The organism is Desulfacinum hydrothermale DSM 13146 (assembly GCF_900176285.1).
Lineage (GTDB): Bacteria > Desulfobacterota > Syntrophobacteria > Syntrophobacterales > DSM-9756 > Desulfacinum > Desulfacinum hydrothermale.
Genome location: NZ_FWXF01000007.1, coordinates 96,274 through 120,587, shown reverse-complemented (window position 1 = coordinate 120,587; position 24,314 = coordinate 96,274). Strand labels below are relative to the sequence as shown.

Annotated in this window: 19 protein-coding genes and 1 tRNA gene; 7 read left to right on the top strand and 13 right to left on the bottom strand. The window is 61.5% G+C overall.

Annotated elements, in window-relative coordinates; all coding sequences use genetic code 11:
• Positions 1 to 83: 83 nt before the first annotated feature.
• The 6 genes from B9A12_RS08105 to B9A12_RS08080 are packed head-to-tail and all read right to left on the bottom strand — an operon-like array spanning position 84 to position 7,280.
• A complete protein-coding gene (locus tag B9A12_RS08105) occupies positions 84 to 716 on the bottom strand; it encodes a corrinoid protein (protein ID WP_084057387.1) in 633 nt (210 codons plus the stop codon).
• Positions 717 to 734: 18 nt separating this feature from the next.
• Positions 735 to 2,186, bottom strand: coding sequence for a trimethylamine methyltransferase family protein (locus B9A12_RS08100; protein ID WP_084057386.1), 1,452 nt, complete (start codon positions 2,184 to 2,186; stop codon positions 735 to 737).
• Positions 2,187 to 2,195: 9 nt separating this feature from the next.
• Complete coding sequence (locus B9A12_RS08095) at positions 2,196 to 2,831, bottom strand: hypothetical protein (protein ID WP_084057385.1); 636 nt, start codon at positions 2,829 to 2,831, stop codon at positions 2,196 to 2,198.
• A gap of 11 nt (positions 2,832 to 2,842) precedes the next feature.
• Positions 2,843 to 5,752, bottom strand: a complete 2,910-nt coding sequence (locus B9A12_RS08090; RefSeq protein ID WP_084057384.1) for a 2Fe-2S iron-sulfur cluster-binding protein — start codon at positions 5,750 to 5,752, stop codon at positions 2,843 to 2,845.
• Positions 5,749 to 6,009 (bottom strand): sarcosine oxidase subunit delta, encoded by a 261-nt coding sequence (locus B9A12_RS08085; RefSeq protein ID WP_084057383.1) that lies wholly within the window; start codon positions 6,007 to 6,009, stop codon positions 5,749 to 5,751. The genes B9A12_RS08090 and B9A12_RS08085 overlap by 4 nt, the downstream gene beginning before the upstream one ends.
• Positions 6,010 to 6,062: 53 nt before the next feature.
• Positions 6,063 to 7,280, bottom strand: coding sequence for an FAD-dependent oxidoreductase (locus tag B9A12_RS08080; protein ID WP_084057382.1), 1,218 nt, complete (start codon positions 7,278 to 7,280; stop codon positions 6,063 to 6,065).
• A gap of 309 nt (positions 7,281 to 7,589) precedes the next feature.
• Here B9A12_RS08080 and B9A12_RS08075 point away from each other — a divergent pair, with 309 nt between their 5' ends.
• The gene (locus B9A12_RS08075; RefSeq protein ID WP_084057381.1) at positions 7,590 to 8,465 is read left to right on the top strand and encodes a MurR/RpiR family transcriptional regulator; all 876 of its coding nucleotides are present in this window, start codon (positions 7,590 to 7,592) and stop codon (positions 8,463 to 8,465) included.
• A gap of 45 nt (positions 8,466 to 8,510) precedes the next feature.
• Here B9A12_RS08075 and B9A12_RS08070 read toward each other — a convergent pair whose 3' ends face one another.
• Positions 8,511 to 9,257 (bottom strand): DUF72 domain-containing protein, encoded by a 747-nt coding sequence (locus B9A12_RS08070; protein WP_084057380.1) that lies wholly within the window; start codon positions 9,255 to 9,257, stop codon positions 8,511 to 8,513.
• A 19-nt stretch (positions 9,258 to 9,276) separates the two neighbouring features.
• Between B9A12_RS08070 and B9A12_RS08065 the strand changes: the two genes are divergently transcribed.
• Both B9A12_RS08065 and B9A12_RS08060 read left to right on the top strand, forming a co-directional pair.
• Positions 9,277 to 10,170: a DUF1848 family protein gene (locus B9A12_RS08065; RefSeq protein ID WP_212636874.1), complete on the top strand. Its 894-nt coding sequence runs from the start codon at positions 9,277 to 9,279 to the stop codon at positions 10,168 to 10,170.
• Positions 10,167 to 10,709, top strand: coding sequence for a YbhB/YbcL family Raf kinase inhibitor-like protein (locus tag B9A12_RS08060; protein ID WP_245802386.1), 543 nt, complete (start codon positions 10,167 to 10,169; stop codon positions 10,707 to 10,709). Before B9A12_RS08065 ends, B9A12_RS08060 begins: the two co-directional genes overlap by 4 nt.
• Here B9A12_RS08060 and B9A12_RS08055 read toward each other — a convergent pair.
• Positions 10,687 to 11,025 carry a hypothetical protein gene (locus B9A12_RS08055; protein WP_139796549.1) on the bottom strand — a complete coding sequence of 113 codons (339 nt, stop codon included), beginning with the start codon at positions 11,023 to 11,025 and terminating at the stop codon, positions 10,687 to 10,689. The two genes, B9A12_RS08060 and B9A12_RS08055, sit on opposite strands and share 23 nt — an antisense overlap.
• Before the next feature lie 427 nt (positions 11,026 to 11,452).
• Between B9A12_RS08055 and B9A12_RS08045 the strand changes: the two genes are divergently transcribed.
• Positions 11,453 to 11,528 (top strand) — tRNA-Arg (locus B9A12_RS08045).
• A gap of 202 nt (positions 11,529 to 11,730) precedes the next feature.
• On the opposite strand, the gene B9A12_RS08040 is transcribed toward B9A12_RS08045, so the two are convergent.
• The 3 genes from B9A12_RS08040 to cooS form a co-directional block, all read right to left on the bottom strand.
• Complete coding sequence (locus B9A12_RS08040) at positions 11,731 to 14,904, bottom strand: PAS domain S-box protein (RefSeq protein ID WP_170920447.1); 3,174 nt, start codon at positions 14,902 to 14,904, stop codon at positions 11,731 to 11,733.
• A 727-nt stretch (positions 14,905 to 15,631) separates the two neighbouring features.
• Complete coding sequence (locus B9A12_RS08035) at positions 15,632 to 16,303, bottom strand: MEDS domain-containing protein (RefSeq protein ID WP_170920446.1); 672 nt, start codon at positions 16,301 to 16,303, stop codon at positions 15,632 to 15,634.
• A gap of 275 nt (positions 16,304 to 16,578) precedes the next feature.
• Positions 16,579 to 18,483 carry an anaerobic carbon-monoxide dehydrogenase catalytic subunit gene (gene cooS, locus B9A12_RS08030; RefSeq protein WP_084057374.1) on the bottom strand — a complete coding sequence of 635 codons (1,905 nt, stop codon included), beginning with the start codon at positions 18,481 to 18,483 and terminating at the stop codon, positions 16,579 to 16,581.
• 195 nt (positions 18,484 to 18,678) lie between these two features.
• On the opposite strand from cooS, the gene B9A12_RS08025 reads away from it, so the two are divergent.
• The 3 genes from B9A12_RS08025 (at position 18,679) to B9A12_RS08015 (ending at position 21,404) form a co-directional block, all read left to right on the top strand.
• Positions 18,679 to 19,305: a TetR/AcrR family transcriptional regulator gene (locus B9A12_RS08025; protein ID WP_139796548.1), complete on the top strand. Its 627-nt coding sequence runs from the start codon at positions 18,679 to 18,681 to the stop codon at positions 19,303 to 19,305.
• A 108-nt stretch (positions 19,306 to 19,413) separates the two neighbouring features.
• Positions 19,414 to 19,971 (top strand): NapC/NirT family cytochrome c, encoded by a 558-nt coding sequence (locus B9A12_RS08020; RefSeq protein ID WP_084057372.1) that lies wholly within the window; start codon positions 19,414 to 19,416, stop codon positions 19,969 to 19,971.
• An 86-nt stretch (positions 19,972 to 20,057) separates the two neighbouring features.
• The gene (locus tag B9A12_RS08015) at positions 20,058 to 21,404 is read left to right on the top strand and encodes a multiheme c-type cytochrome (RefSeq protein WP_342752488.1); all 1,347 of its coding nucleotides are present in this window, start codon (positions 20,058 to 20,060) and stop codon (positions 21,402 to 21,404) included.
• 310 nt (positions 21,405 to 21,714) lie between these two features.
• Here B9A12_RS08015 and B9A12_RS08010 read toward each other — a convergent pair whose 3' ends face one another.
• Both B9A12_RS08010 and B9A12_RS08005 read right to left on the bottom strand, forming a co-directional pair.
• Positions 21,715 to 22,002, bottom strand: a complete 288-nt coding sequence (locus tag B9A12_RS08010; protein ID WP_170920445.1) for a DUF2845 domain-containing protein — start codon at positions 22,000 to 22,002, stop codon at positions 21,715 to 21,717.
• Between the two features lie 469 nt (positions 22,003 to 22,471).
• Positions 22,472 to 23,332: an RpnC/YadD family protein gene (locus tag B9A12_RS08005; RefSeq protein ID WP_084057369.1), complete on the bottom strand. Its 861-nt coding sequence runs from the start codon at positions 23,330 to 23,332 to the stop codon at positions 22,472 to 22,474.
• Positions 23,333 to 24,314 lie beyond the last annotated feature (982 nt).

The following is a 24,314-nucleotide window of genomic DNA, read 5'->3' as shown; positions in this document are numbered from 1 at the left end:
AGAGAGGATCCGAGCGGGCCCAGGCCTGATCTTTCCCCTCTTCGGCGGGGAATCAGAAAGGCTTTCAGCCCGCTTTCCAATCGCTATTGGACCAAGGTCTTGGCCAGCTTGGCGGCGGAACCGGCGTCCGGGGCGTATCCGTCGGCATGGATGGAGGCGGCGAAATCCTGGGTCACCGGTGCGCCTCCCACCATGACCTTCACCTTGTGGCGCAGCCCCTCAGCCTCCAGGGCGGCGATGGTCTCCTGCATCATGGGCATGGTGGTGGTGAGAAGAGCCGACAGGCACACCAGCTGGGCGCCGTTGTCGCGTGCTGCCGCCACAAACGCCTCCGGCGCCACATCCACGCCCAGGTCCTTCACTTCAAACCCGGCGCTTTCCATCATCATGGCCACCAGGTTCTTTCCGATGTCGTGTAGATCGCCTTTGACCGTGCCGATGACCACCTTGCCGGCGGCGTTCAGCTCGTCGGCGGTCAAAAACGGCTTGAGGATCTCCACGGCGGCGCTCATGGCCTTGGCCGCCATGAGCACTTCCGGGATGAACATGTCCTCGTTTTCCATGCGCTCTCCCACCACGTCCATGGCGGGCGTCAGGGCCTGGTTCAGAATGTCCTTGGCCGAAGTGCCTTGATCGAGCGCTTGACGAACCAGCCGGCACAGTTCTTCCTCGTTGCCGGAAATGAGAGCCTGCTGCAGTGGTGCCCACTCACTCATGGTTTCCTCTCCAGTCTTCTAAAGAAGGATATCAAAGCGTTTCCGTATTTGCCCATCGAGCGATCCGGGAATATAAGGGGACTCGTCTTCGGAAAGCAAGCGCTCAACCATGCGCCGGGCGCGGCCCCATGTGCCCGACGCCCCTTCCTTTTCCCATTTGGAACGGCTCTTGCGGTCGCTAATGCCGTTGCCTTCGTAGTATTCATCGTGCAGGTGGGCCAGGGTATGGGGGCTGGTCATGAAGTTGCCTCCAGGGCCCACGGATTCAATGACCTCCAACGCCAGCCGCTCAGCATCCAGCGGAATGCCGTCCAGGACCCTACAGGCCATGCCGATGATTTCATCGTCGATCACAAATTGCTCATAGGCCACGGCCAGCATGGATTCCAGCATACCCGCCGCATGATGCACGTAGTTGGAGCCGCCCATGGCGGCCAGCACGATGGTGAGCGCCTTTTCCCAGCCGGCTTGGGCGTCGGGGATCTTGGAATCTGAAAGCCCCGCCGAGTTATAGTTGGGCACGCCCACATGGGCGGCCATCTGATGGATGGCGGCGTTCATCATACCACACTCCACCGCGCCCCCCAAATAACCCATGGTCCTCAGGTTGGCCATGCCCGGGATTCCTCCGTAGAGGACCGGAGCCCCGGGTTGGGTCAACTGGCAGACGGTGATGCCGGCCAATTGTTCTGCGTGGATCTGGGCCAGGGTGCCCGCCATGGTGATGGGGGACGTGGATCCGGCCATGGGCGCACAGGAAAGGGCCACGGGGATATGATGGCGGTTGGCCTCGCGCATGATCCGGGTCGATTGGGTGCAGAATTTCAAGGGGCTGATGGCGAAGGAAGTGATGATGGACAGAAACGGCCGGGCCTTGAGCGCATCCAGGCCCCCGGCCAGAATCGCCGCCATCTCCAGCACGTCGTGGAGTGTTTCTTCCGTGTTCACGCCGGCCATCACGTGCTTGCGTGTTCCCTTGAAGCACGCGTAAAAGACGTTCACATCGTAGGCGGCCTCAGGAATGTCCGTGGGAATGCAGGGGCGCAGATAGAAGTGGATGTTGTCCAACCGATCCACCAGGCGGGCAAGCTGGTAGATGTCCTGGAGCGTGGAGGGCCGTGCCGTGCCGGTCTCGGGATCCACGATCTTGATGGCGGCGCCTCCGGTGCCCAAATGGACCTGGTGATCCTGCAGGTCCAGATGGCTGTCTTCGCTTCGGCCGTAAAGAATCACTCGGCCTGGGGCCTTGGCGATCTGGGTTTCCACGAGGGAGCGGGGGAAGGTGACGCGCGCCCTGTCCCGGTCCACCGCGGCCCCTGCTTGTTCCAGCATCTCCAGGAGATCCTCCAGCCCGGATTCGTAGGTGAATCCAACCTTCTCCAACAGGGTCAAGGCGGCATGGTGAATCGTTTCGATCTGATCCTGACTCAAGGGGCGATAGATGCCGCCTCGGCGGCCTTTGCTCTTCATAGCTTACTCCTATGGCTCATCCAGAATGGATACCAAACGTTCCTCGCCCGCGGGACCAAGCCCCAAAGGCCGCCCGGCGTGAAGCAAGGCCTCGGCCACGCACTGGCCATAGCCGCGCGCAAAGGCCAGGAACACCACCGCCCACGAGCCGTCGTTTCGAAGCAGGACCACCTGGGTCGGTACGCGACAGACCGGCCCCTGAAAGACGGAGGGACAGGGCTGACCGGAACGACCCAAGTCCAGGGATGTGACCCGTTCCATCACATCCAGTGTCTGGGGACCTGCAAGGGCAAGCAATGCCAGGCCGTCGGTCACGTCCGTCACCCACTCCCCCCGCGGATGCAGCGGGGGCGCCTGGGGGCGAAGTTGCCACAGGCTTGCCTGGACCTCGTTGAGCCGGCTGATGATCCAGCCTTCGTGGAGGGCGCTGGCCCCGGGTTTTTCCGGTATGAGGCCCTCCAAGCCGGGGGTGCGATCCAGCCCGGGATCTTGGATGTCCAGCTTGGCAACGTGGCTCAGATCCACGAGCCAGGGCCCGTTGCCCTCCTCTCGGAAACGGATCGTGACCTTCCAGCCGTCGCGCACCTCTTCCTGAACGGGTGTTCCGGGCAGGGTGAGCGGAGGGTGGCGGTAGGCTTCCTGCATGATGAATGCTCCTAGCTCTTCATGCGTTTGCCGTGGGGATCGTAGAAGGGGACGGGCACCACCACGGCATCGAAGTACTCCGGCGGATCCCCGGGTTCGAAAAGGTGCAGCCGGGAACCCGCGGCAGCCAGGTCCTCGTGCACCAGCGCCAAGCCGATGGGCTTTTCCAGCGTGGGGCTGTGGCGACACGTGCACACGTGGCCTCGGATGGATCCGTCCACCACGATGGAGCCATCCAAGGGGGGCCGGGTGCCGTCCACCTGAAATCCCACCAGCTTCAGGCGTCCCTTTTGGTTTTCCGCAAACTGGAGGGCGGGCGCTCCCACCGTCTTGGCCCAGGTTTTTGTCCTGTCCCATAAGAAGCCCAGGCCCAGGTCGATGAGCGTGGTTCGGATCTCGCTTTCCTGACCGATGATCACGTGTCCCTTCTCCAGGCGGAGGACGTTTTGGGCTTCCAGACCGAAGGGGCGGATGCCGAAAGGACGGCCCGCTTCCAGGAGCCATTGCCAGACCGTGGCCGCCATGGAAGACGGAACGTGGATTTCGTAGGAGAGTTCTCCCACAAAGCCCAGGCGAAGCACCCGGGCGGGGACCCGTCCTTGCAGCCGAAATGTGCGATAGCCCATGAAGGGAAACGCCTCGTTGGATACGTCCGCATCCGTCAAGCGGGCCAGAACCTCTCGCGCCTTGGGTCCGGCCAGATTGATGGAGGCCAGCGCATCGGTGAGGTTGACCAGGTGGTATCGCCAATCTTCATGACGGCTATGATACCGGAACCATTCCACGGTGGCGCCGGCGCGTGAGGTGGACGTGGTAAAGTAGTATTCGTTTTCGCCCACCCGGGTCACCACGCCGTCATCCAGCAGGCAGCCGTCTTCGGTGCACATGGCCGAATACTTGAGCTTCCCGGCGGGCACCCGGCTCATGTCGCTCACATAGACCCGCTGCAGCGCCTTTTCCGCATCGGGTCCGAAGATGCGAAACTTGCCAAGAGTGGATCCATCGAAGATGCCCACGTTTCGGCGAACGTTCAGGATCTCGTCACGGCCGGTCGGGTCGTCACGAAAGTACCGCGCGCGCTTCCAGACGCCCACGCGGTGAAAGACGGCGCCCGACCGTTCCTGAACCTCGTGAAGAGGTGTTTTCTTGTGGATATCCATAGGATGGCCTGCGTAGGTGGCCAGAAGCGTGGGCTTCAAGGGAGGGCGAACTGTGGTGGGCCGCAGTGTTCCCGCGGATTCGCCACGCAGGTGCGCCATGATGAGCGGCAAGTTGTGGCCGGGAATGCCGCTCTGGCTCGGTCCCGTTCCAGCGGCCGTAAAGCGTTTGGCGAGCTCCGGCACGTCCAAGCCCATGGAAACGGCTTGGCGCAGATGCTTGACCGTGACATCCTCGTCGAAGCAAACGAAACTCTTGGCGTTCGCCCCGGGAGCCATGACCAGCTTGGAGCCGCGCATCACCCGATGCCTGTCTTTCAACTGCCGGTGGGCTTCTTGGGCCGTGCCAACATCCAGGGCACCGCACTGGGCGGCGGCGCTCCGTCCGGCGGCGGTCCCGGACAGCTCGATGGCGGGGGGATCGTCGTAGCCCAGGAGGCGCCCGGCTGCATACAAGCCTTCCGGCATGGACGTGGGAAGAAAAAACCCCGTACGTTCGTGGTAGGCCAAGGGAAGCCGCGCCAGGGAAAGCAGACCGGTCAGGGGCGAAAGCCCGGCGGAAGCCGCCAGCAGGTCGCAGGTGACCGTTCGGGTGGCGTTTCCATCCGTGGTGGTAAGCACTGCGGCCTCCACCCCTTTCCGCCCCAGGGCCCGGGCGGCCACCCAGCCCTTGAGAAGCGGAATGTTTCGCTCTTCCAATGCCGCCACTCGTTGAGGGTCGTGTCCGTCCGGGCGGCAGTCCGCCACGCAGACGATCTGCAGGCCCAGATCGTGCAAATCGGCGGCGGCTTCCAGGCCCAGATCGTGTCCCACACTGAAGACGGCCGAAGTGCCCGGGAGCAGAGCGTAGGTGTGCGCCAGCCGGTGGGCGCAGCCGGGCTGCATGACCCCGGGCCGTTCGTTGTGCTCGAAGACCAGCGGCCTTTCCGTGCAGCCGGTGGCCACCACCACGGCTCTAGCCCGGATCTCCAGGTAGCGTTGGTAAAAAAAGTCCTCGGGTCCCCCGTCCTGGACGGCCGTCACCAGGTTGTGGCCGTACAGCCCCGTGGCGGTGCAGGAGGTGTGGATGCGCACATTGGCAAGGCCTTCCAGTTCGCGGGCGAGACTTCGACTGCGCTCAAAGAGTGGGGCCTGATCGTATCGAGCCGTTCGCCAGTCGTAGAAGCCGCCCAGCCAGGGACGCGCCTCCAGCACAACCACTCGGAGCCCGCTCTGGGCAGCGGCCTTGGCGGCGTGCATGCCGGCGGGACCTCCCCCCACCACGCACACATCCGCATTGAGATGCAGCTCATCGGTGCGGCCGGGCACCCAGTCCGGATTCACGGTGCCCGCGCCAGCGGCCCGTCGGATCAGGTTCTGGAAAAGAGGCCACAGGCGGTAGGGCTTGTGGAAGAGACGGTAGTAGAATCCGGCGGGCATGGCCCAGTGGAAGGCATCCAGAAAGCCCAGAAGATCCCGTTTCGGACTGCCCCAAACGTTTTGGGCCCGCACCTGCATGCCGGAGCGCAGGGGCACCTGCTCCGCGCGCATGTTGGGCAGCCCGTCGATTTCCATGAGGCAGTTGGACGATTCCCCATCCAGGCTGTAAAGACCCCGGGGGCGGTGATATTTGAGGCTCCGAGAAAAGATACGGACTCCGTTGGCAAACAGAGCCGTGGCCACCGTATCCCCCCGGTATCCTTCCAGGAGTCGGTTTCCGTAGGTGAAGGAGACCCGGTGCCGCCGGTGGATGCGCTGGGCGGGGCTGGGGGCGATTCGATTCATCGGCGCTTCTCCGAACAGGACGTTTCACGGTTTGTCCCAGGATCCCGCCACACGGTGAACCACCGGCCGCAGCCGTCCCGATGAAACCACCATTCCTGCTGGGGGCCGGCCCGGTGGGTGCGTCGATGCACGTAGTCGCACCAGGCCTGGGGCGTCAGAGCTTGGTAATCGGGGCGGGGGCCGTGTTCTTCACCGCCGAAACGGAATTCATACAGATCACGCTTTCCGCAGATGGGACAGGTGATGGTAAAAGACATGGCCTTCTCCCAAGGGTTGGAGCCTGGCCCGGGGGACGGTCGGATGCGGCGATTCAATTCCACGGGCCGTACTGTGGCGGCGAGGCGATCTCGCCCAGCAGCCGGTTTTCTTCGTAGCGTTGGAGCCGAAACGGTCGAAGAATCTGGGGGCGGCGGCCGGTGGCCATGTACTGGGCCATGTATTTCCCGGTAATGGGGGCCGATTTGAACCCGAAGTACCCCCAGCCGCAGTCCATGTAGTAGCCCTCGATGGGATCGTTTCCGTCGATAATGGGCGCCATGTCCGGGGTCATGTCGGCCAGGCCGCCCCACTGCCGCATGAACTTTACCCCCCGCAGGCACGGCAAGAGCTCCGTAAGGGCTTCCGCCTGATGCCGGATGTAGTGGGCCGTGACGTGCGTGCCGTAGCTGATCCAGGGATCCATGTGCGCGCCGGTGACCACCTCGCCCTTGAGGCTCTGGTGGGCATAGCAGTGATAGGTGCCGGAAGAGATCACGTGATGAAGGAACGGTTTGAGCGGTTCGGTCACCATGGCCTGAATGGGCAGCACGTGGATGGGCAGGCGCACGCCCACCATGTCGGACACCAAAACGCTCCAGGGACCCGCGGCGTTGAGGACCCGGTGGGTGGCGATGGTCCCCCGCGACGTTTCCACCGCACTGACCCGATTCCGGCGCACGGTGATGCCCGTCACTTCCGTCTGCTGATGAATGTGAACGCCCCGGGCCGACGCCCCCTTGGCCAATGCCCACACCAGGGCGTCGTGACGGACCGTCCCTCCGGGTGGGTGGTACATGCCGCCGAAGATCGGGTACGTGATGTCTTCGGACAGGTTGAGTTGAGGGATGAGCTCTTTGCACTGCTGGCGGTCCACGATTTCGCTTCGAACCCCCAGGTACTGGGCGGAGGCCACCTGGAGACGCAGCGCCCCCAGGGCCGCCTCGCTGTGGGCCAAATTCAGGTTGCCGCAGTTGAAGAACATGAGGTTGAAGTCCAACTCGTCCATCAACTGGGGCCACATCTTGAGCCCCTCGTCGTAGAGGGGGATGTTTTCCTGCGTGCGCTGGTTGGCGCGGACGATGGCCGTGTTGCGTCCGGCACTGCCGTAGCCGATATGGTTTTTTTCCAGTACCGCCACGCGGTTGATGCCGTGGTTTCGGGCCAGGTAGTAGGCGGTGGCCAGGCCGTGCAGCCCGCCGCCCACAATGACCACATCGTAGGCGGATCGAAGCGGCGCTTGCTTCCAGAGCCTTCCAAACGGTTGGAACATGGGCGGTCCCCCCGGTGCGGACGCAGTGGATGACGATACGACCGATGACACCAGACCCTAACAGATGCAACAAAACATGTCAAACAAAAAGATCCCTCGGCCCGGCTCGGTGTCCAGGGCCGGGAGGTGTTCTCAGGGTTGGGGCGCTGCCGACAGGGGATGTTTTTGGGAAGTTCGGGGTGGTGTTGGCGGTGGGAAGAAGGGGTACCGGCCCGCGATGCCCCTGGTCCCGACGGGATCTTTCTTGACAAGGCCTGGAGATAATGCAACAGATGTTGCAAAGCGTGGGCGTTCGGAAGGGGAAACGGCATGGATCGAAATAAAAAGCGCTCCATCATGGAGGTCCTGGCGGATGCCAGAGATCGGCTCACGCCGAAGGGTAAGATCTTGGCCGACTACATTCGGGCCAATCCGCGGAAGGTGGTCTTCATGACCACCCGGGAACTGGGGGCGGCGTGTGGAATAAGCGAGTCCACGGTGGTGCGCTTTGCCGAGCGGCTGGGCTTTTCGGGTTACGGCGCCCTGATCCAGGCCCTTCGCGACCACATGGATGCCGGACTCACCCTGGTGGACCGCCTCCAGCTCATGGAGGGCCACGGCCCGGGCGGCCGGCGGACGGTCCAGATCATCCTGGAAGAGATCGAAATGCTCAAGGGCCTCATGCAAAGCCTGGATATGGAAGCCTTTCGGGCCGTGGTTCAGATCTTGCGTATGGCTCGCGCCATCTTCGTGGTGGGATCCCGGCTTTCTTACACGGTGGCCTACTATCTGGCCTGGTCTTTGACAAAGATCCGCCCCGGGGTGGAGCTTCTCAAGGGCAGTGACACCACCACCATCGATCGATTGAGCCTTTCGGACGGTGAAGGGAATGTGGTGGTTCTTGTGGCCATGTCCCGATATCCCAACGAACTGGTTCGGGTCGCCAAGGCGGCGCGCCGACTGGGCCATCGGGTCGTGTTGCTCACGGACAGCTCCCGATCTCCCCTCGAGGCCTTCAGTGACGAACAGCTGGTGGCGCCCACGCGCCACATCCCCATCTTCGGCCATCCGGGTCCGCTCATCTGCCTGGCGAGATGCCTGCTCCATGAATTGCTGCGCAGCGGCGACGGCTCCGTTCCAGTCCACCTGGAAAGGCTGGAAGCGGCCTACCGAGAAAATCACATCTTCTTCCATCCCGACCTCTGAGGTGGGCACGAACAAGAAGGGATCGGGCCCTCGGGGCGGGACGTTTTAATCAAAGGGGCCGTTTCCTGCCGCGGCGCCAAGGATTTCTTGGAGCCGTTTGGCATTGGCCACCGCATGGGCCTGAAAATCGTTATCGAAGTAGACGTAGGTCGGTCGTTGCCAGGAGAGGATCTTTTCCGCCCAGCGCTGAAGCTCTTCTTCCGAATAGCTGGATGCGTAGAGTTTTTGGGATCCGTGGAGGCGGATGTAGATGAAAGGGGCCGTGAGGATCTCCGCATAGGGGTAGCGCCCGGCGGTATCGGACAGGCACAAGGCGATCCGGTGCGAGTCGAGTTGATCGAAGAAGCGGTCGTTGAGCCAGGATCGGTGGCGCACCTCCACCACCGGGTGGCGGACGCTTTCAAGGAGATCGGCGAAATGGCCGAAACGTTCTTCATCGTAACGGAGGCTGGGGGGGAGCTGGAAAAGGATGGGGCCCAGCTTGGATTCCAGCAGGGCGCATCGGTTGAGAAATTCAGCCAGTTGCTCTTCCACGTCTTGAAGCTTCCTGTAGTGGGTGATGGTTCGTGGGGCCTTCACGGACCACAGGAATCCGTCGGGGGTCTTGTGCTTCCAGCCCAGGAAGGTCTTTTCGGCAGGGAGCCGGTAGAAGGTGGCGTTCAGTTCCACCGTGTCAAAATGGCGGGCGTAGTGTTCCAGCCACCTTCTCTGGGAAAGTCCTTCGGGGTAGAATGGACCCTGCCAGTGCCGATAGATCCAGCCGGATGTGCCGATTCGAACCCTTTGGGACATGGCGAGGCCTTCTGAGACCATGATCGTCCTTTCCGCATCCCGGCGCACGGACATTCCCGCCTTTTATATGGACCAGTTCATGGCGGGAATCCGTGCCGGTGCCTTCGAGGTGGAAAATCCCTATAACGGCCGGGTAAGCCGTGTGGCGGCCACCCCGGATGAAGTGGCCGCCGTGGTCTTTTGGTCCAAGAATTATCATGCCTTCCTGGAGGGCGGCTATGGCCTGGAACTCCAGAGGCGGGGCTACCGCCTCTTTTTTCATTTTACCGTCAATTCCCCGCACCGGGTCTTGGAGCCCCATCTGCCGGATCTGGAGGATCGGCTGGCACAGGTGCGGAGACTGACGGAGCTGGTGCCGCCCCAAGCCGTCAACTGGCGGTTCGACCCCATCTTGTGGTTTCGGGACGAGCGGGGGGAGACCGGGAACAATCTGGGCGACTTTGTCCGCATCGCCGAAGGCATGGCCCGGGCCGGGGTGCGCACGTGCACCACGAGCTTTCTGGATATCTATCCCAAGGTTCGAAGACGGGCGGCCGGGGTGGCCCGCTGGCGTTTCCTGGAGGTGAGCCGGGATAAGCGCCTTCAGGTGCTTCGCCGGATGCTCGACGTCCTCAATTTCCTGGGAATGGAGCTGCAGGTTTGTTGCGAAGAGGACCTCGTGGAAGCCTTGGGCCTTCCTGATGATGTTCGATCCGGGGCCTGCGTCTCCCATGCCCGGTTGGAAGAGATTTACGGTCCGTTGGGATTGTCCCATCGACGGGACAAAGGCCAGCGGTCGAAGGCGGGCTGCGGCTGCGATGAATCCCGGGACGTGGGGTCCTACAGGCGCCAGCCCTGCTGGCACGGGTGTCTTTACTGCTACGCAAATCCCGTGCGATCCGGCGGGCGGCGTGGGCAAGGAGGTGCGCCGTGAAGGTCAAGATGATGGCAATGATGGTGTTGGCATGGATGATGTCCTGGGCATTGCCGGTGGCGGCGGGAGACTTGGAACTGCGCTCGCCGGCCTTTGCCGACGGCGGGCGCATCCCCCTTCGGTATGTGATGCCGGCCGCCGGTGGGAACAACCTCTCCTTGGCATTGACTTGGACCGGAGTGCCGGATAGGGCCCGTTCCTTGGCCCTGAGCGTTGTGGACCCCCATCCGGTGGCCAACAACTGGCTCCATTGGCTCGTGGTGGATATCCCACCGGAGGTGGGCGGGCTGAAGGAGGGAGCGTCCGGGCGTTCCATGCCCAGGGGGTGTCGGGAGCTGCTCAATTCCTTCGGCTTTCGGGGCTACGGAGGACCCCAGCCGCCGCGGGGAACGGGCGACCATCCCTATGTGGTGACGCTTTACGCCCTGGACAGGGACCGGCTTGCCATCGGCGACCAGGCGGGCTTGGAGGGATTCCTGCGGGCGGTGCGGGGGCACGTGCTGGAGAAGGCGACCCTCACAGGGTATTTTGGGAGGTGACGGCACGGAGCTTGGTGATCCGGAGCTTGCCGTTCTCATTTTCCAGGTGCCATCGGACTCGAAATCCCATGTGGGACTCCTTGAGCACGTCCAGGCAGAAGGCCTGGAAATAGCCTTCGGGCACCAAGGCGTAAAAGGCGGCCGTGTCGGTGCTCTCTTTTTCCAGCACCCAGCCGGAAAAGGGTTCATACACGCTGGTGAACGGGATCTCCCGGCCCTCGTCGGAGACGACGCGGCCGGTGAAGGAAATAAAGAAAAAGCGGCGTCCTTTCGCTTCCGCCCGAAGTGCAGATGTCTGCTCCAGAATACAACCCATGATGTGACGTGCTCTCTTGTAACCTTTGTCCCTGCCGCTTTCGCTTGTGCCGTCATGAACCTTATCGGCAGGTCGTCCGGATTCCATGAGAAAAAGCAGCTCCCGTGACCGTAATCCCGGGTGGGCAGGGCGGTGGGGCACGCCGGAAGGGGCGATTCTCCTCACATCAGCCTCCATGCGTCCCGCCCTCTTGCGGGGATGCAGGAGAGGGTGGACATTAAGGTGGGATCGGCCTTGCCCACGATACGCATCGTCCCCAATCTCCCTGTATGGGACTTGTTGGGGTACGGCGTCTCTTTGGATCCGTGGCGGATGCCCTGCGCTCCGGGGCGACGGGCGGTTTGTGGCGGGCTGCGCCGGAAAGAAACCTACCTCATTGACATGTTCACGGGGCTGTGGTAGATGGCATCCAACTTTCATGGCGGAAGGGCGACTAGCTCAGTGGATAGAGCGTTGGTCTCCGGAACCAAAGGTCCCGGGTTCGATCCCCGGGTCGCCCTCCAATCCCACCTTTCCCCACCTGCCTTGTGTTTCCATGCTCCCGGCGCCTTATCACGAACCCATTGGAAGCCGCCAAAGATGGCTCTCGATCCAATGCAACGGCTGCCTGGGTGTCTCCCATGGTCGGAGCCCTTCATCGCCGGGGGAACACAATCAAGGAATGCAAGGAGTGTTCTGAGCCCGTGGTCCACAACGGACGGTGCATCACGGCTTTCGAGCCGCTGCGGCAAGATGGGGTTCTGAGGATCCCAGGAGGTCTTGAATCCGTTTCAGAAGCGATTCGTTGGAAAAGGGCTTGGAAATGAGCTGGATGTCATCGGATCCCAGCCCTCGGCGCTGAAGCATCTCCGCCGTGTAACCGGACATGTACAGGCAGAGCGCAGCGGGGCGCAGGTTCTTCAGGCGTTCCCAGAGCTCGCGGCCGCTCATGTCCGGCATCACCACATCGGTGAGGAGCAGATGTACCGGATCGGAGTTCGTTTGGACCCAATCCAGGGCCGCCCGGGGGCTGGTGAAGGCGTGCACCCGATAACCGGCGTCTTCCAGGATCGAGCGGGCCAGTTCCAGGATCAAGGGCTCATCTTCCACGATCAGCACCGTCTGCCCAGCCCCTTCCGCCTTTTCCTCGGCCGATGGGCGTGCCGGCTCCGCCTTGGGCTCCGCATCCGTTCGCACTCGGGGAAAGTAGAGGTCGAACCGGGTGCCTCGACCCGGATGGCTCGCCACGTCGATCCATCCCCCGTGCTGTTTCACGATCCCATACACCGTGGAAAGGCCCAGGCCCGTTCCCTGGCCCACCTCCTTGGTGGTAAAGAAGGGCTCAAAAATGCGCTCCAGTGTCTTCTCATCCATGCCGTGACCGGTGTCTTCCACGGAGAGACGCACGTATTGGCCCGCGGGAACGAAGACCGGCCCCACCTTGAGGGTCCCGTCCAGCTCAACGTTTTGCGTGCTGATGGTGATAGTGCCCGTGTGTTCAATGGCGTCCCGGGCGTTGATGACCAGGTTGGCCAGGATTTGGTCCACTTGGGACGGATCCAGGGACACGGTCCACAGGTCCTTGTCGGGTTGCAGATCCAAGACAATCTCCTCGCCGATCAGCCGCTGGAGCATCCGATGGGTTTCGCCCAAGTGGTCGTTCAGATTCAAAGGAACGGGGCGGATGATATCTTTTCGGGCGAAGGCGAGCAGTTGCCGTACGATGCCCGCAGAACGCCGGGCGGCCTTGTGGATTTCAGTGATCATCCGGTGCACCCGGTCGTGGGGGTTCAGGCAACCCAGGGCCACTTCCGCGTAACCGGTGATCACCTGCAGGGCGTTGTTGAAGTCATGGGCCACGCCGCCCGCCAGGCGCCCCACCGATTCCAATTTCTGGACCTGGATCAGCTGGTCTTCCAGTTGCTTTTTGGCCGTGATGTCTTCCTTCATCCCCACGTAGTGGCTGATGCGACCCTTATCGTCCAGGATGGGGCAGATCACGGCCTGTTCCCAGAACAATGTCCCATCCTTTTTCCGGTTGCAAAAGACACCGCTCCACGTCTTGCCTTGCGTGATGGTCTTCCAGAGCTCCTCGTAGGTCTCCTTCGGTGTCTTCCCCGATTGCAAGAAGCGGGGGTTCTGACCGATCACTTCCCGGATGCCGTAGCCCGTCAGGCGGCAAAACTGTTCGTTGACGTATTCGATGTGCGCTGAAGGATCAGTGATCACAATGGATAAGGGGCTCTGTTCCACCGCCTGCGTGAGCAGGCGAAGCCGGGCCTCCATGGTCTTCTGGGCGGTGAGGTCCATCTCGATGCCGATCATGCGAACCGGATTTCCCTCGTCGTCCCGCTCGATCACCTTGCCCCGATCCAACACCCAGGTGCAGGAACCGTCAGCGCTTCGAATGCGATAGGTCGCTTCGAAGTAAGACGTTTCGCCCTTCAAGTGGTTGCGAAGGCCCTTGAGCACTTCCGGGCGATCTTCCGGATGGAGTGTCTCGGACCAGGCCGCCGGATCCTCCCAGCGCCTGGAAGGGTCCAGGCCACGGCGTTGGGCCCACTGGGCATCGCGCACCACACGCCGTTCAGGGATGCGCCACTCCCATGAACTCATGGATGCCGCCTGAAATGCCAGCTCGTATTTTCCCAAGGCTTCGTAAAGCAGGTTCAAGGTGCGGCGTTCTTCGCTCTGATCCCGAAAGACGAGGACGCAGCCCAAAAGGCGGCCCTGGGAATCCACGATGGGGGACGCGCTGTCGGCCACAGGCCGTTTGCTTCCTTCCAGTGGGATCAACAGGCTGTCGTCGGCCAGCCGGACCGGTGCGCGTTTTTCCAGAGCCAGGGCCACCGGGTCTGGGATAGGCGTTCGGGTCTTTTCACCTACGACCTGAAAGACCTCCGCCGCGGGAAGGCCCCGGGCTTCTTCCTCTTTCCAGCCCGTGAGGCTTTCCGCCGTGGGGTTCATGCGCTCCACCAGGCCCTTGGGATCGGTGAGGATCACCCCCTCGGCCATGCTCTGGAAGGTGATGCGCAGGACCTCTTCCCTTTTGCGGCTTTCGTCCAAAAGGCTTCGGATTTGCCGCGTTTTCTGACGCACCCGCACCTTGAGAAGCACAATCCAAAGCGCACCGAGCCCCATCAGAACCGCCAGCAGCCCTGCGGCCCAGAGGAAGCGGCGCCACGGGATGGGGGCTTGCAAGGGCGTTCCCATCCACTTGCGGTCGATGGCTTCCAGGGATTGGGGATCCAACGAGGCAAATCCGCGCTCCACCTCTTCCAAAACGGCCTCATCCCCCTTGCGCACCGCCCGGTGAAACCATCCAGAATAGAGGCTGAAGCCGCGTTTGAATCGATCCGTCAGGCCATACTTGGAAAGAAAATAGTAAGCCGGCGGATCGTCTATGCAAAAGATCTTCACCTTGCCGGCGGCCGCAGCGCGGATGATGGCTTCATAGCTGAGATATTTTACAAAAGTGCGGACGCCGTTGTTGCGCAGCACCTGGATACAGGCGTCGCCTTTCTTCACCGCCACGGCGAATCCCCCCAGGGAATGGGCATCGGGAAGGCCCGAAATGGTGGTGTGGTAGAAGATGCTCACGGGAATTTCCGCGTACGGTTTTCCGAAGCTGTAGATCTTGGCGCGATTGGGGGTCTGGAAGATCGTGTCGATCACATCGCCTCGGCCTTGGCGGAAACTCTCCAGGGCCTTGCCCCAGTCCATGGCCACAAGCTGCACGGAACGGCCGGTCGCTTGTTCCCACAGGTGCCACTGGTCCACGAGAATGCCCTGAAGATGTCCGTCTGGGTCCCGGAAGATGTAGGGCGGGTAGTTGTCATCCAGAACGACTTGGAGCGGCCTGGGCCCCTCTCCGGGATTGGCGAAGGTGAAAGCGGCCAAGGGCCCCCAAAAGAAGGACCAACATCCACAAGACCACCGCGAAAAGGCCCGTTGTGTGAAAAAAACCACCCACCGAAAAGCGGGAAGGGCCTCCATGGTGCGCCAAGTCCCGGGTTCCGAACCCGCCCCCCCAAAGCTCAAAAAGCATCACATGGCACAGTTGCATTGCATTGATCAGAAAGGCCAAGGGTTTCTTGCGGGACAGCCTCCCAGGGAGGTTCCGGGCGGGGGGGACGTGCCGTGCCACCGTCTTTTCGACCACAGGCAGGGGGGCGCAAATGGGGGAAAATGCCACGCACATAAGCCGTTCTCCGCGCTTAGGCTGGGGGATCTCCAACGGGGCGATACATGCCTTCGCTGTTCCCTCTTCCTTGACGGCTGATGATTCGGGGGAGGGTGTTACAACCCATGGGGTTTCTCTTTTCCTTGATTCCCTCCGCAGGGCCAGGGCAATAGGGGCTTCCATGAGGAGGATCGCTCCGTCGGCGAGAATACTTTCACATTGCCCCAGTCTTTTCCATGCCCAGGCTCCCGCGTGTGGGGGTGCGCGTAAGTTGCGATAAATAATGGGTTCCCGCTTGGGCCGGACTGTGAGGGTAGATGGCGAGAGCAGACAACCTCAGCCACCCTTCCGGAGCCACTTAAATGTGAACTTATGCTCCAATGTGCATGGGGTGTCAAGGTGGAAGGCCGTCTTGTGCATGGGGCGAAGACGCACACACTGCGTTCATGGACGATCTTCCGGCCAATGGTGGACCGGGACGAGGCCTTTAAGGAGGCGGGTGTAGGCGGAGTCTGCGGAAGGGTTTTCGATCAGGATCTCGTAGGCACCATAGGCGGGATTGAACATGGGGCCGTCTTTGCAAAGAATGTAGGGATGGCTCAAAAAGACGTAACTCAGCAGCCCCCTGGGAAGCGATCGTTTCGGGTAGAGGCAGAGCAGGGTGCAGGGCATGTTCTGGATCACCCGGCTGAGGCGGCTCTCGTAGTCGATCACAAGGTGACTTCCCACGGGATGTTCCACAAGCCAGGCGGCGTCCGAGGCCATCCGTACCCCTTCAAAGCCCAGCTGCAGGGACGAGTGGACAAAGGATATCAACTGCGAGAGCACCCGATCCGGATCGAAGGCGCCGTCCTGGATGTAGATGCTTGGCGCCCAGTGGGTGGCCAGTTGGTGACGGCGGGGAAGGGGAAGACCATCGGTTCGGGCCTGATCCAAGGGGCTTTCCAGGATGTCACGTTCGTCCGCCACCAGATAGAGGATGCGTTCGCCTTTCCGTAGCCCCTGGCCAACGAAGGAACGCACCAGGGCATCGCGTTGTTTCACCCCAGAGTAACAGGCGCAAAAGTGCTGGGGATGCAGCTGGATTTCGTCCCGATCTTTTTCCACCGTTTCCATGGTCACGGCCCCCTGTGCCTGTGTTTTCTGAAGCATAACCTGCCAGGTCCGGGAGGGCATCCCTTTTGTGGGAACGGTAAGGAGCGTGGGAGCCCCATGGAGCCGGAGGAGCTTGTGCGGGAACGCCCCGGTTACTCCCTTCTTGTGCGGACGGAAGGCTGGGGTTCTCAGGTGGGCCGGTGCTGCCGGCCTGGTGTTTCAGCAGTGGGGGCGGGTTCGGAACCCGCCCCTGGTGCCGTTAGGCCGGGCGCCCAATGCCCGGGGGATGGTCGCCGTTAGATGCCGAGCTTTTTCCGGTTTTTTTCGATGTGATCCAGCAGGGCGTCGGCGGCCTCTTCGGGATGGGGGTTCACATTGAGAAGTCCGCCCGTCACGTCCGAAAGCTCTTCTGTCAGGAGCTTCACCAGGTTGGGAGCGCCCGTCACGTTGGGGATGGGGTTCACGTACGTGTAGAGACCGAAGGCCAAGGCGAATATGGCGTCGATGGTCGCTTTTTGCTCCATGTATTCGGGAGCCGCCACCACCACGGGCAGGTCGGGGATGGCCACACCGCCCAGGGCGGTGGAAACGGCCGCCACCAGATCGGCGCACCGTCCCGTATCGGTACAGGTGCCGTAGCTCAAAACCGGGGGTACGCCCAGGGCTTCGCAGACCGCCTTAAGCCCCGGTCCTGCCAGGTCCTTGGCTTCCGGCAGGCACAGCCCCGCCACCTGAAGCGCCGCGTTGCCGCATCCCATGGAAAGCACCAGGATGTCTCGCTTGATGAGTTCCTTGGCCATGCGCACACTGTGCACGTCCTGACCGGTGTCCCTCAGTGTGGTGCACGAAACAAAGCCTGCCACGCCCCGGATCGCCCCTTTCTTCATGGCGTCCAGCAGGGGATCCAGGCTGCCGCCCAGGGCGTCCAGGATGCTTTCCGTGGAAAAGCCCACCACGGCCTGGCCCGTGCGGAGCCCGGTCACCGGTTCCACCTTTTGGCGCCGTTGGGGGAAATTGGCAATGGCCATTTCCAGAAGCTGCGCCGCCTGGTCCTTGGCCTCTTCCGGCACGTAGTCCAGGCGCTCGGAAACGCCTTCAAAGGCCACCAGGTCGCTCACGGGGATGAGCTTGAAATGGTACTTTTCCGCATAGAGGGGGTCCACGGGCATGGAACAGTTCATGTCGCAGGCGAAAAGATCCACGCAGCCGCTGGCCAGCACGGCCTCCTGCATGATCCAGTTGCCGGTGAAGCCATAGAAGACGTCATCCATTTCCCAGCGCTGGATCATCTCCTGACCCGTCTCGATGGAGGCGATCACCCGAAGGCCCTTGGCACCGGCGGCCCGGGCCTTCTCTTGCCATTGGGGATCCCGCGCCAGCTGCACCATGGCAAAGCCCAGGAAGGGCTCGTGGCCGTTGGGCACCACGTTCACATAGGCGGGATCCAAAACGCCCAGGTCCACACGCATACGATGGGGCCGTGGAATGCCGAACAGGATGTCCTGGCAATATTCATTGATGATCTGGCTTTGGTAAGCCATGGCGATGCCCATGCGCATGGCCTTGAGAGCCAGGCTCACGTAGTAGCCGTCCACGTTGGTGAGGCAGGAACTGGTGGCTCGAAGCATCTCGCCGTAGATGCCTCCGGGAAAGATGTCCAGCTTCCGCCAGCACTCTTTCCTGTCGGCCGGAGCCAGGCGCTCCACAATCAGGCTGGGTTCATGGGCCAGGCGTTGAAAGTCGGATTGGGCGAAATCGCAAAGGCGAGCCGCCACGTCCTCCGGGGACCCGGAGGTGTCCAGCCCCAGACGCTGGGCGAAGTTCAGGAGCTTTTCCGGTTCGCGGATGGAAAAAGGGCTCTGGCCCTGGACCGTGGCCCGAAGCGTGCGCAGGGTCTGTTCCGTGTGGTAGTGGTAGGTGGAGGTCCCCAGGATGTTTCGAAGAAGCATCATGCGCATGGCCATGCCGTCTGCCTTGATGCCGCACACGCCCCGTTTGTCCTTTTGGGCGTCCGCCCGGCACGGGCCGTTGGAGCAGAGATCGCACCGCACACCGCCCATGCAGAAGGGACAGCGTTTGTCGGGATCATTTCCCAACCCTTGAGCCGCAAAGCGATCCCAAACGTTGGTCATCCCATCGGCCCGGATCCGCTCCACCATTTTTTGTACGGACTGGTGGTAGGACAATCGTTCCTTTTCCATGGCGCATCCTCCGTGTTAAAGACAAAAATCGGGTCGTTTCTGGAACTCTTCGGGTTGTGAAAGCCTTTTCACTATTGGAACGGCGACCCGTGGGTAAGTCAAGATGAAACGACGCCGGGCATCCCCAAGGGAAGGTGCGCCCAGCCACGAAACTGCAACAAATTGCCTTGGACAGGATCAGGGAAGTCGGCTAAAGTGAAAAGAAATTCACGTCATGGGACAGGTTTCAAACATTACACGCATTCGAAAACGAGAAAAGATGACATCGCGCAAGCGGCCCTACACCTCGCCAACCGGGAGGGTCTCAAGAAGCTGAGCGTGAGCCGGCTTGCGGCGGAGGTGGGGGTGGTGCCTTCGGCGCTCTACCGGCACTATCCCAGCAAGGACGCCATCCTGGATGCGGTGCTGGAATTGGTTCGGGAGCGGTTGGTGGACCATGTGGAAAAGGTCTGCAGGGAGCACTTTTCGGCCCTGTCGCGCCTGGATGCGCTCCTGGCGCGGCACGTTGAGCTCATCACGGCGCACCAGGCCATCCCGCGGATCCTTTTCAGCGAGGAGATCGTGGGGGATGCGCCGGGACGCCGCGCCCGCTTGGCGGAAGTGATCCAGGAACACGTGATGCGCGTGGCGGCTCTTGTGGCCGAGGGCCAGGAAAACGGGGAGATCCGGCGGGACGTGAAGCCGGAGGCCGCCGCTCTCATGTTTTTGGGGATCGTGCAGCCGGCGGCCATTTTGTGGCACGCCAGCGAGGGACGCTTCGATTTGATCCAGCATGCCCGGGCCGCGTGGAGTCTGTACCGGGAGTGCCTGTGTGCGAAATGAGGGGCGGGGCGGCAGGCTGTTGCCACGAGCGCTTCCTTCATCGCCAATGGGCCGCCCACACGGGATGGGACGGGCGGAGAGGATCCGACGGGGGAAAGGAGGGCGAAGATGAGACGTTGGGTCAAGGCCTTGCTTTGGATCGGCGTGGGCATCGTGCTGGGATTCCCTCTCTTTTCCATGACCTACTACACCATGGTGCGCACCTCCACACCCCAGTTTTGCGCCTCCTGCCACGAGATCCGCTTCGCCTACAACACCTGGAAGACGTCCACCCACACCAACAACGCCCAGGGCTTCGTGGCCGACTGCATGGACTGCCACCTGCCGGCGCCCCATGACACCGTGGAGTTCTTCTACGCCAAGACCATACACGGCATCAAAGATATCTTCGTTCATTTCACGGAAGGGCCCGACGCCTACGATCACGCCAAGGCGCGGGAGACCGCCTACGCCTCTTTCAAGAACGCCCAGTGTCAGAAATGCCATCGAAACATCCTGTATATGCCGGAAAAGCGGGGGGCCATGCTGGCCCATCGTTCGGTCCTCTATCCGCGGCCGGGCTATGAAAAACGCTGCGTGGACTGTCATCGCAACCTGGTGCACGTGGCGCGGGATCATTTCGCCTACAAACAGTTGGAAGGAAACTACAGGGGATTGGGCCTGTAGGTTTGAACCGCCGTAGGAGGCACAAGGGGGGATCTGCCATGAAAAGACGACGCGTTTCGTGGAAGGGGCCGGTTTTGGTCGTGGGGATGGTTTTGGCTACGGCGGCGTTGGTCTGGGCGCAGACGACCGTGAACCTTCCCAAGGCCAAGGAGTTTCGCATCGAGCGTTCCATGCCCAAGGAGGCCGTGGCCTGCCTGGAATGCCATCGCCGGGAGAGTCCGGGAATCTTTTCCGACTGGACCCACAGCCGCCACGCCAGTGCCAATATCACGTGCCTGGACTGCCATCAGGCCGAAGAATTCGATCCGGACGTGAGTCCGGATCACTACAAGCAGTATGAGCGCTCCGATGTGCCTTACGGCACCAAGGAATATCGGGTGCCGGTGGCCGCCGTGGTAACGCCCAAGGATTGTTCCCGGTGCCATCCGGACGAGGCGAAGCAATACAGCCGGAGCAAGCACGCCAACACCCGGGAGATCATTTGGAAGATCGACCCGTGGTTGAAGCTGGGCATGAACAGCGACACGGAACGGGAGGCCGGCTGCTTCCACTGCCACGGCACGGTGGTTCGTATGAAGGACGGCAAGCTGGATCCTGCCAGTTGGCCCAACGTGGGTGTGGGCCGCATCAACCTGGACGGGAGCAAGGGCAGCTGCACCAGCTGCCACACGCGCCACCGCTTTTCCGTCATGGAAGCGCGAAAGCCCGAGGCCTGCGGCCAATGTCACTTGGGCCCGGACCACCCGCAGATCGAGATCTACATGGAATCCAAACACGGAGATATCTACACGGCCTTCGGGGATGAGTACAACTGGAACGCCGCTCCGGGCACCTGGACTCCGGGCGTGGACTTCCGGGGTCCCACGTGCGCCTCATGCCACATGTCCGGAGCCGGAACGGTGCTCACCACCCATGACGTGACCGAACGGCTGTCGTGGGAGCTCCAGGCGCCGCTGACCGTGCGCCCCTCGGACTTCAAGCCCCTGCCGGCGCAGACCAACTGGCAGGTGGAGCGGGAAAAGATGCAGGCCATCTGCATGCAGTGCCACGGCAAGACCTGGGTGACGGACCACTACGTGAAGATGGACAAGGTGGTCCAGGAATACAACGACGTCTATTTCAAGCCGGCCAAGGCCATGCTGGATGAGCTCTACGCCAAGGGCCTGCTGGACAAGACCAGGTTCTTCGATGAACGCCTGGAGGTGGAATATTACGAGCTGTGGCACCACGAAGGCCGGCGGGCCCGTATGGGCGCGGCCATGATGGCGCCCGACTACTCCTGGTGGCACGGCTTCTATGAGTGCAAAAAACGCTATAACAACTTCATGGAAGAGGCGCGCCACCTGGTGGAAACCAACCAGAAGGCCTACAAGGCCACGGACTATCCCAACGCCACGGGAAAGACCGAACCCTACCAGCAGGTGGGTCCGTAGGCCCAACCTGCACGCAAACCGATCAGCCGGGGGCCTCCGGCCCCCGGCTTTTTTTTGAGAACCTGAGGGGATCGGGCGAAACGGCGTTGGATCGAGCTTTTCCGAGCCTGGTTCCGCGGCTCAAGATGCAGGGAAACTTCCATTGCCTTCGTGGCAGCTGGGCTCCAGCCCCGCCGAAAGGGGTCATGGGAACATCAGGAAGTGGCAAGGCCGAACCCGGCGGCCCAGGCGACCTCCGGGGGCCCTTGCGCGGCCCTGAAGGGCTGCGCCAGAAAAAATGTGCTCACCCCCAGCGTTTTCAGGCCAGATCCTAATATCCCCTTTCGCCCCGAAGGATCTCCACCAGCCGACTTCCCTCGAAGCGAAGAATATGGATGAAATCGGTGGGACCGAAGTTGTAGATCCAGTCTTCCAGAATCAGCTTGTCGTGGCCAAAACGGGTTCGGATCTTGCGTTCCCCGACGAACTGCTCATAGAGCGGAGGGCCGCACTTGGCCAACACATCCACCTTGGAGTCACCGATCCGGACCAGTCGGCCCGAGCAGCGAAGGGCGAACAGGGAATCTTGCGCTCCGGCGCCAAAGGTCCCGAAAAACACACATACCATCAGACCAAGGAGGAAAAACGGGAGCCACCGCCGGACCTTTCCGGGGCGACCTGCCCAGGGACGCCCAATATGCGTCGGGATTGGAGATTGACTCATGGAAAGCCGCTCCATTTTCCTTAAACCGCGCTTCCAGCAGATGGAAGAGTTGTAACATGAGCCCCCGGGCTCCCAAAGGCCGAAAAATGTGAGCTCCTGCCGCAATGTCTGCCGTCGTGGGCCTGCCGCGGCTTGCCATCCCAGAAAAAGCCGCTCCAGTTCTTCAGGCTCATGGACACCTCCCACATTTCTGCATCGTAAACCTATCGTGTGTCTATTTTACTGGAAAGGTGCCCCCTGAAGAGCCAGGGTATTCTTAAATCCTGGGTGTACGCCCGGAATGGCGTGGTTTGGGCGTGTCATCGGCCCCGGGTCTGAGGTGGTTGGGGATCCGGTGCCGTAGGAGCAATGAGGAAGCCAGAGTTCAAGGTCGGTTGAGGACCTTTTGGAACTCATCGAGCGATTGAGCCCGCAGGGCGTGCCGCAGTAATTCCTTGATCTGCCTTCGCGAATCGATCGCCATGATCCGCTCTTCCAGATCCCGGGGGATCAGCCCGAAACGCTCCGCCAGTGCCTCCAGCACCATCTCCCGGGCATTCGCCAACATGCCCTGCTGCAAGCCTTGCTGCAGCCCTTCCTCGTAGCCTTCTTTTTTGATCATCTCGTAGGCCACTGACTCCATCATGATATCCTTCCTCCTGCTCAAAAGCCTTTGAGGCAACTCCTTTGACACCAACCCCGACAACAAGGCCATGCAGGTGAGGAGATCCGCCCTTTGAGGCCCGGCCGGCAGCGCATCTGTAAGGGACCGCTCAGCCTCATCAAATACCTCAACTCCCCCCTTCATGAGAGCCACAAAAGGGAAAAGACAGGGATCACCTTTGTCCAAGACCTCTCTGGCATCTATGGCCGCAAGGGAAATGACCCGAAACGCATACCGAAGCCCCCCATCTTCGTACTTCTCCACCACGGCCCTGCTGGGAGTGAGGAGCAAGACGGCGGGAAGCACCGATAACCCCGTCTTGAGCCGATAGCGTGCGTCGTATTCGAGAAGCCTCAGGGGAAGGTCACGCTCCCAACGGCTCTGCACCTCCAGGAGCACCACGAATACCCGGCCATCGGAAGTCCGGACCCTGATGGGAAAATCGCTCCGCCTAAAAGTGGCAGTTTCCTGGGGCAATTCAAGGATCTCGGATCCCTCCACCTGGAGGCCCAGGAAATATTCCAGGGCGGCCTGCCGGCAGTGGCCCAAGATGACCTTCACCGCAGCATCATAGCTTCCCATGGCTCTCCCCGGGGGCATGTTTTCTGATGCAGGAAGATTAGCATACTCTGGAGGTGGTTGGAAGACGAGCCTCCCCGGGGTCGGTGAATGGGCGGATGGCCTCCCCAGTCCCAGGAGGCTCACCATTGCCACCACTTGATACCTGGGCCGTCGCTTGCCGTTTGACGTGGGGAGAGGGGACTGGGAGCACCGAAGGTACTCTGTGTGCCTAAAGACCAGATTTCTCGCGGGATCTGAGCATGGCACCCAGTTAGCGCCGTGGGTGTCCGTGTGAAAAAAGGGCCATGCGTGTCAGCGGTCGTAATTTCAGGCAGTCGTTGCGGGCGAGCAGGCCGTGATTGACGGCGCACCTGGTGTCTCGTGCCATCCGCTTTCCCGGCGTGTGTGTCAATACGTCGGTCGGCGTTCCCCCAAGGGCGCAAGATATGAGCTGCCGCAGGTCCTTGGGCAAATTGGCAAGATTTGGGCTTATTGGACTTGCCAAAAAGCAAAAGGCCCCCCGGCTTTCAATGTCGAGAAATCCTCCCACAAAGATCAGTTTTCCCAGCTTTGTAGCAATGACTACAGAAAGATAGACTTTGATCCTCTATTGTTGAAATCGGGTGGAACGGAAAGATCCCAAGAAAGGAGGTGATCAGCATGCCGAAATGTGGAATCTGCGGAGGCGAGGCCCCGAAACAGCCTTGCATTACGGAAGAGGGGCGTTGCGATCTGTGTGGTAGGAAAGTGGTCCTGGCCGAAGAAAAAGGCAAAGACCAAGAAGAAAAGAAGTGAACGCAACGGGGAAGGGCCTTGGATGCCCTTCCCCCCCAAACGGATTCTTGATGGCGTGGTCATCTCGTAAGGCTGGGACAACGGACGGGGAAAGCCGGTTTGACCGATAGGTGATCCCAAGGGGGGCTCTGGTTGCTCCTTCTGGAGTCCAGGGTGTTGATCGATCGTTTGACGCGTAGCCCATCACGGATTGCACCTGTCATCTCCA

Excerpts from the sequence above, each read along its gene's own strand:
- B9A12_RS08055 (WP_139796549.1), bottom strand. The coding sequence starts at position 11,025 with ATGGGTTGTATTCTGGAGCAGACATCTGCACTTCGGGCGGAAGCGAAA.
- B9A12_RS08065 (WP_212636874.1), top strand. The coding sequence starts at position 9,277 with ATGATCGTCCTTTCCGCATCCCGGCGCACGGACATTCCCGCCTTTTAT.
- B9A12_RS08015 (WP_342752488.1), top strand. The coding sequence starts at position 20,058 with ATGGTTTTGGCTACGGCGGCGTTGGTCTGGGCGCAGACGACCGTGAAC.
- B9A12_RS08080 (WP_084057382.1), bottom strand. The coding sequence starts at position 7,280 with ATGTTCCAACCGTTTGGAAGGCTCTGGAAGCAAGCGCCGCTTCGATCC.
- cooS (WP_084057374.1), bottom strand. The coding sequence starts at position 18,483 with ATGGAAAAGGAACGATTGTCCTACCACCAGTCCGTACAAAAAATGGTG.
- B9A12_RS08085 (WP_084057383.1), bottom strand. The coding sequence starts at position 6,009 with ATGTCTTTTACCATCACCTGTCCCATCTGCGGAAAGCGTGATCTGTAT.
- B9A12_RS08020 (WP_084057372.1), top strand. The coding sequence starts at position 19,414 with ATGAGACGTTGGGTCAAGGCCTTGCTTTGGATCGGCGTGGGCATCGTG.
- B9A12_RS08095 (WP_084057385.1), bottom strand. The coding sequence starts at position 2,831 with ATGCAGGAAGCCTACCGCCACCCTCCGCTCACCCTGCCCGGAACACCC.
- B9A12_RS08100 (WP_084057386.1), bottom strand. The coding sequence starts at position 2,186 with ATGAAGAGCAAAGGCCGCCGAGGCGGCATCTATCGCCCCTTGAGTCAG.
- B9A12_RS08035 (WP_170920446.1), bottom strand. The coding sequence starts at position 16,303 with ATGGAAACGGTGGAAAAAGATCGGGACGAAATCCAGCTGCATCCCCAG.
- B9A12_RS08105 (WP_084057387.1), bottom strand. The coding sequence starts at position 716 with ATGAGTGAGTGGGCACCACTGCAGCAGGCTCTCATTTCCGGCAACGAG.
- B9A12_RS08075 (WP_084057381.1), top strand. The coding sequence starts at position 7,590 with ATGGATCGAAATAAAAAGCGCTCCATCATGGAGGTCCTGGCGGATGCC.
- B9A12_RS08090 (WP_084057384.1), bottom strand. The coding sequence starts at position 5,752 with ATGAATCGAATCGCCCCCAGCCCCGCCCAGCGCATCCACCGGCGGCAC.
- B9A12_RS08005 (WP_084057369.1), bottom strand. The coding sequence starts at position 23,332 with ATGGGAAGCTATGATGCTGCGGTGAAGGTCATCTTGGGCCACTGCCGG.
- B9A12_RS08070 (WP_084057380.1), bottom strand. The coding sequence starts at position 9,257 with ATGTCCCAAAGGGTTCGAATCGGCACATCCGGCTGGATCTATCGGCAC.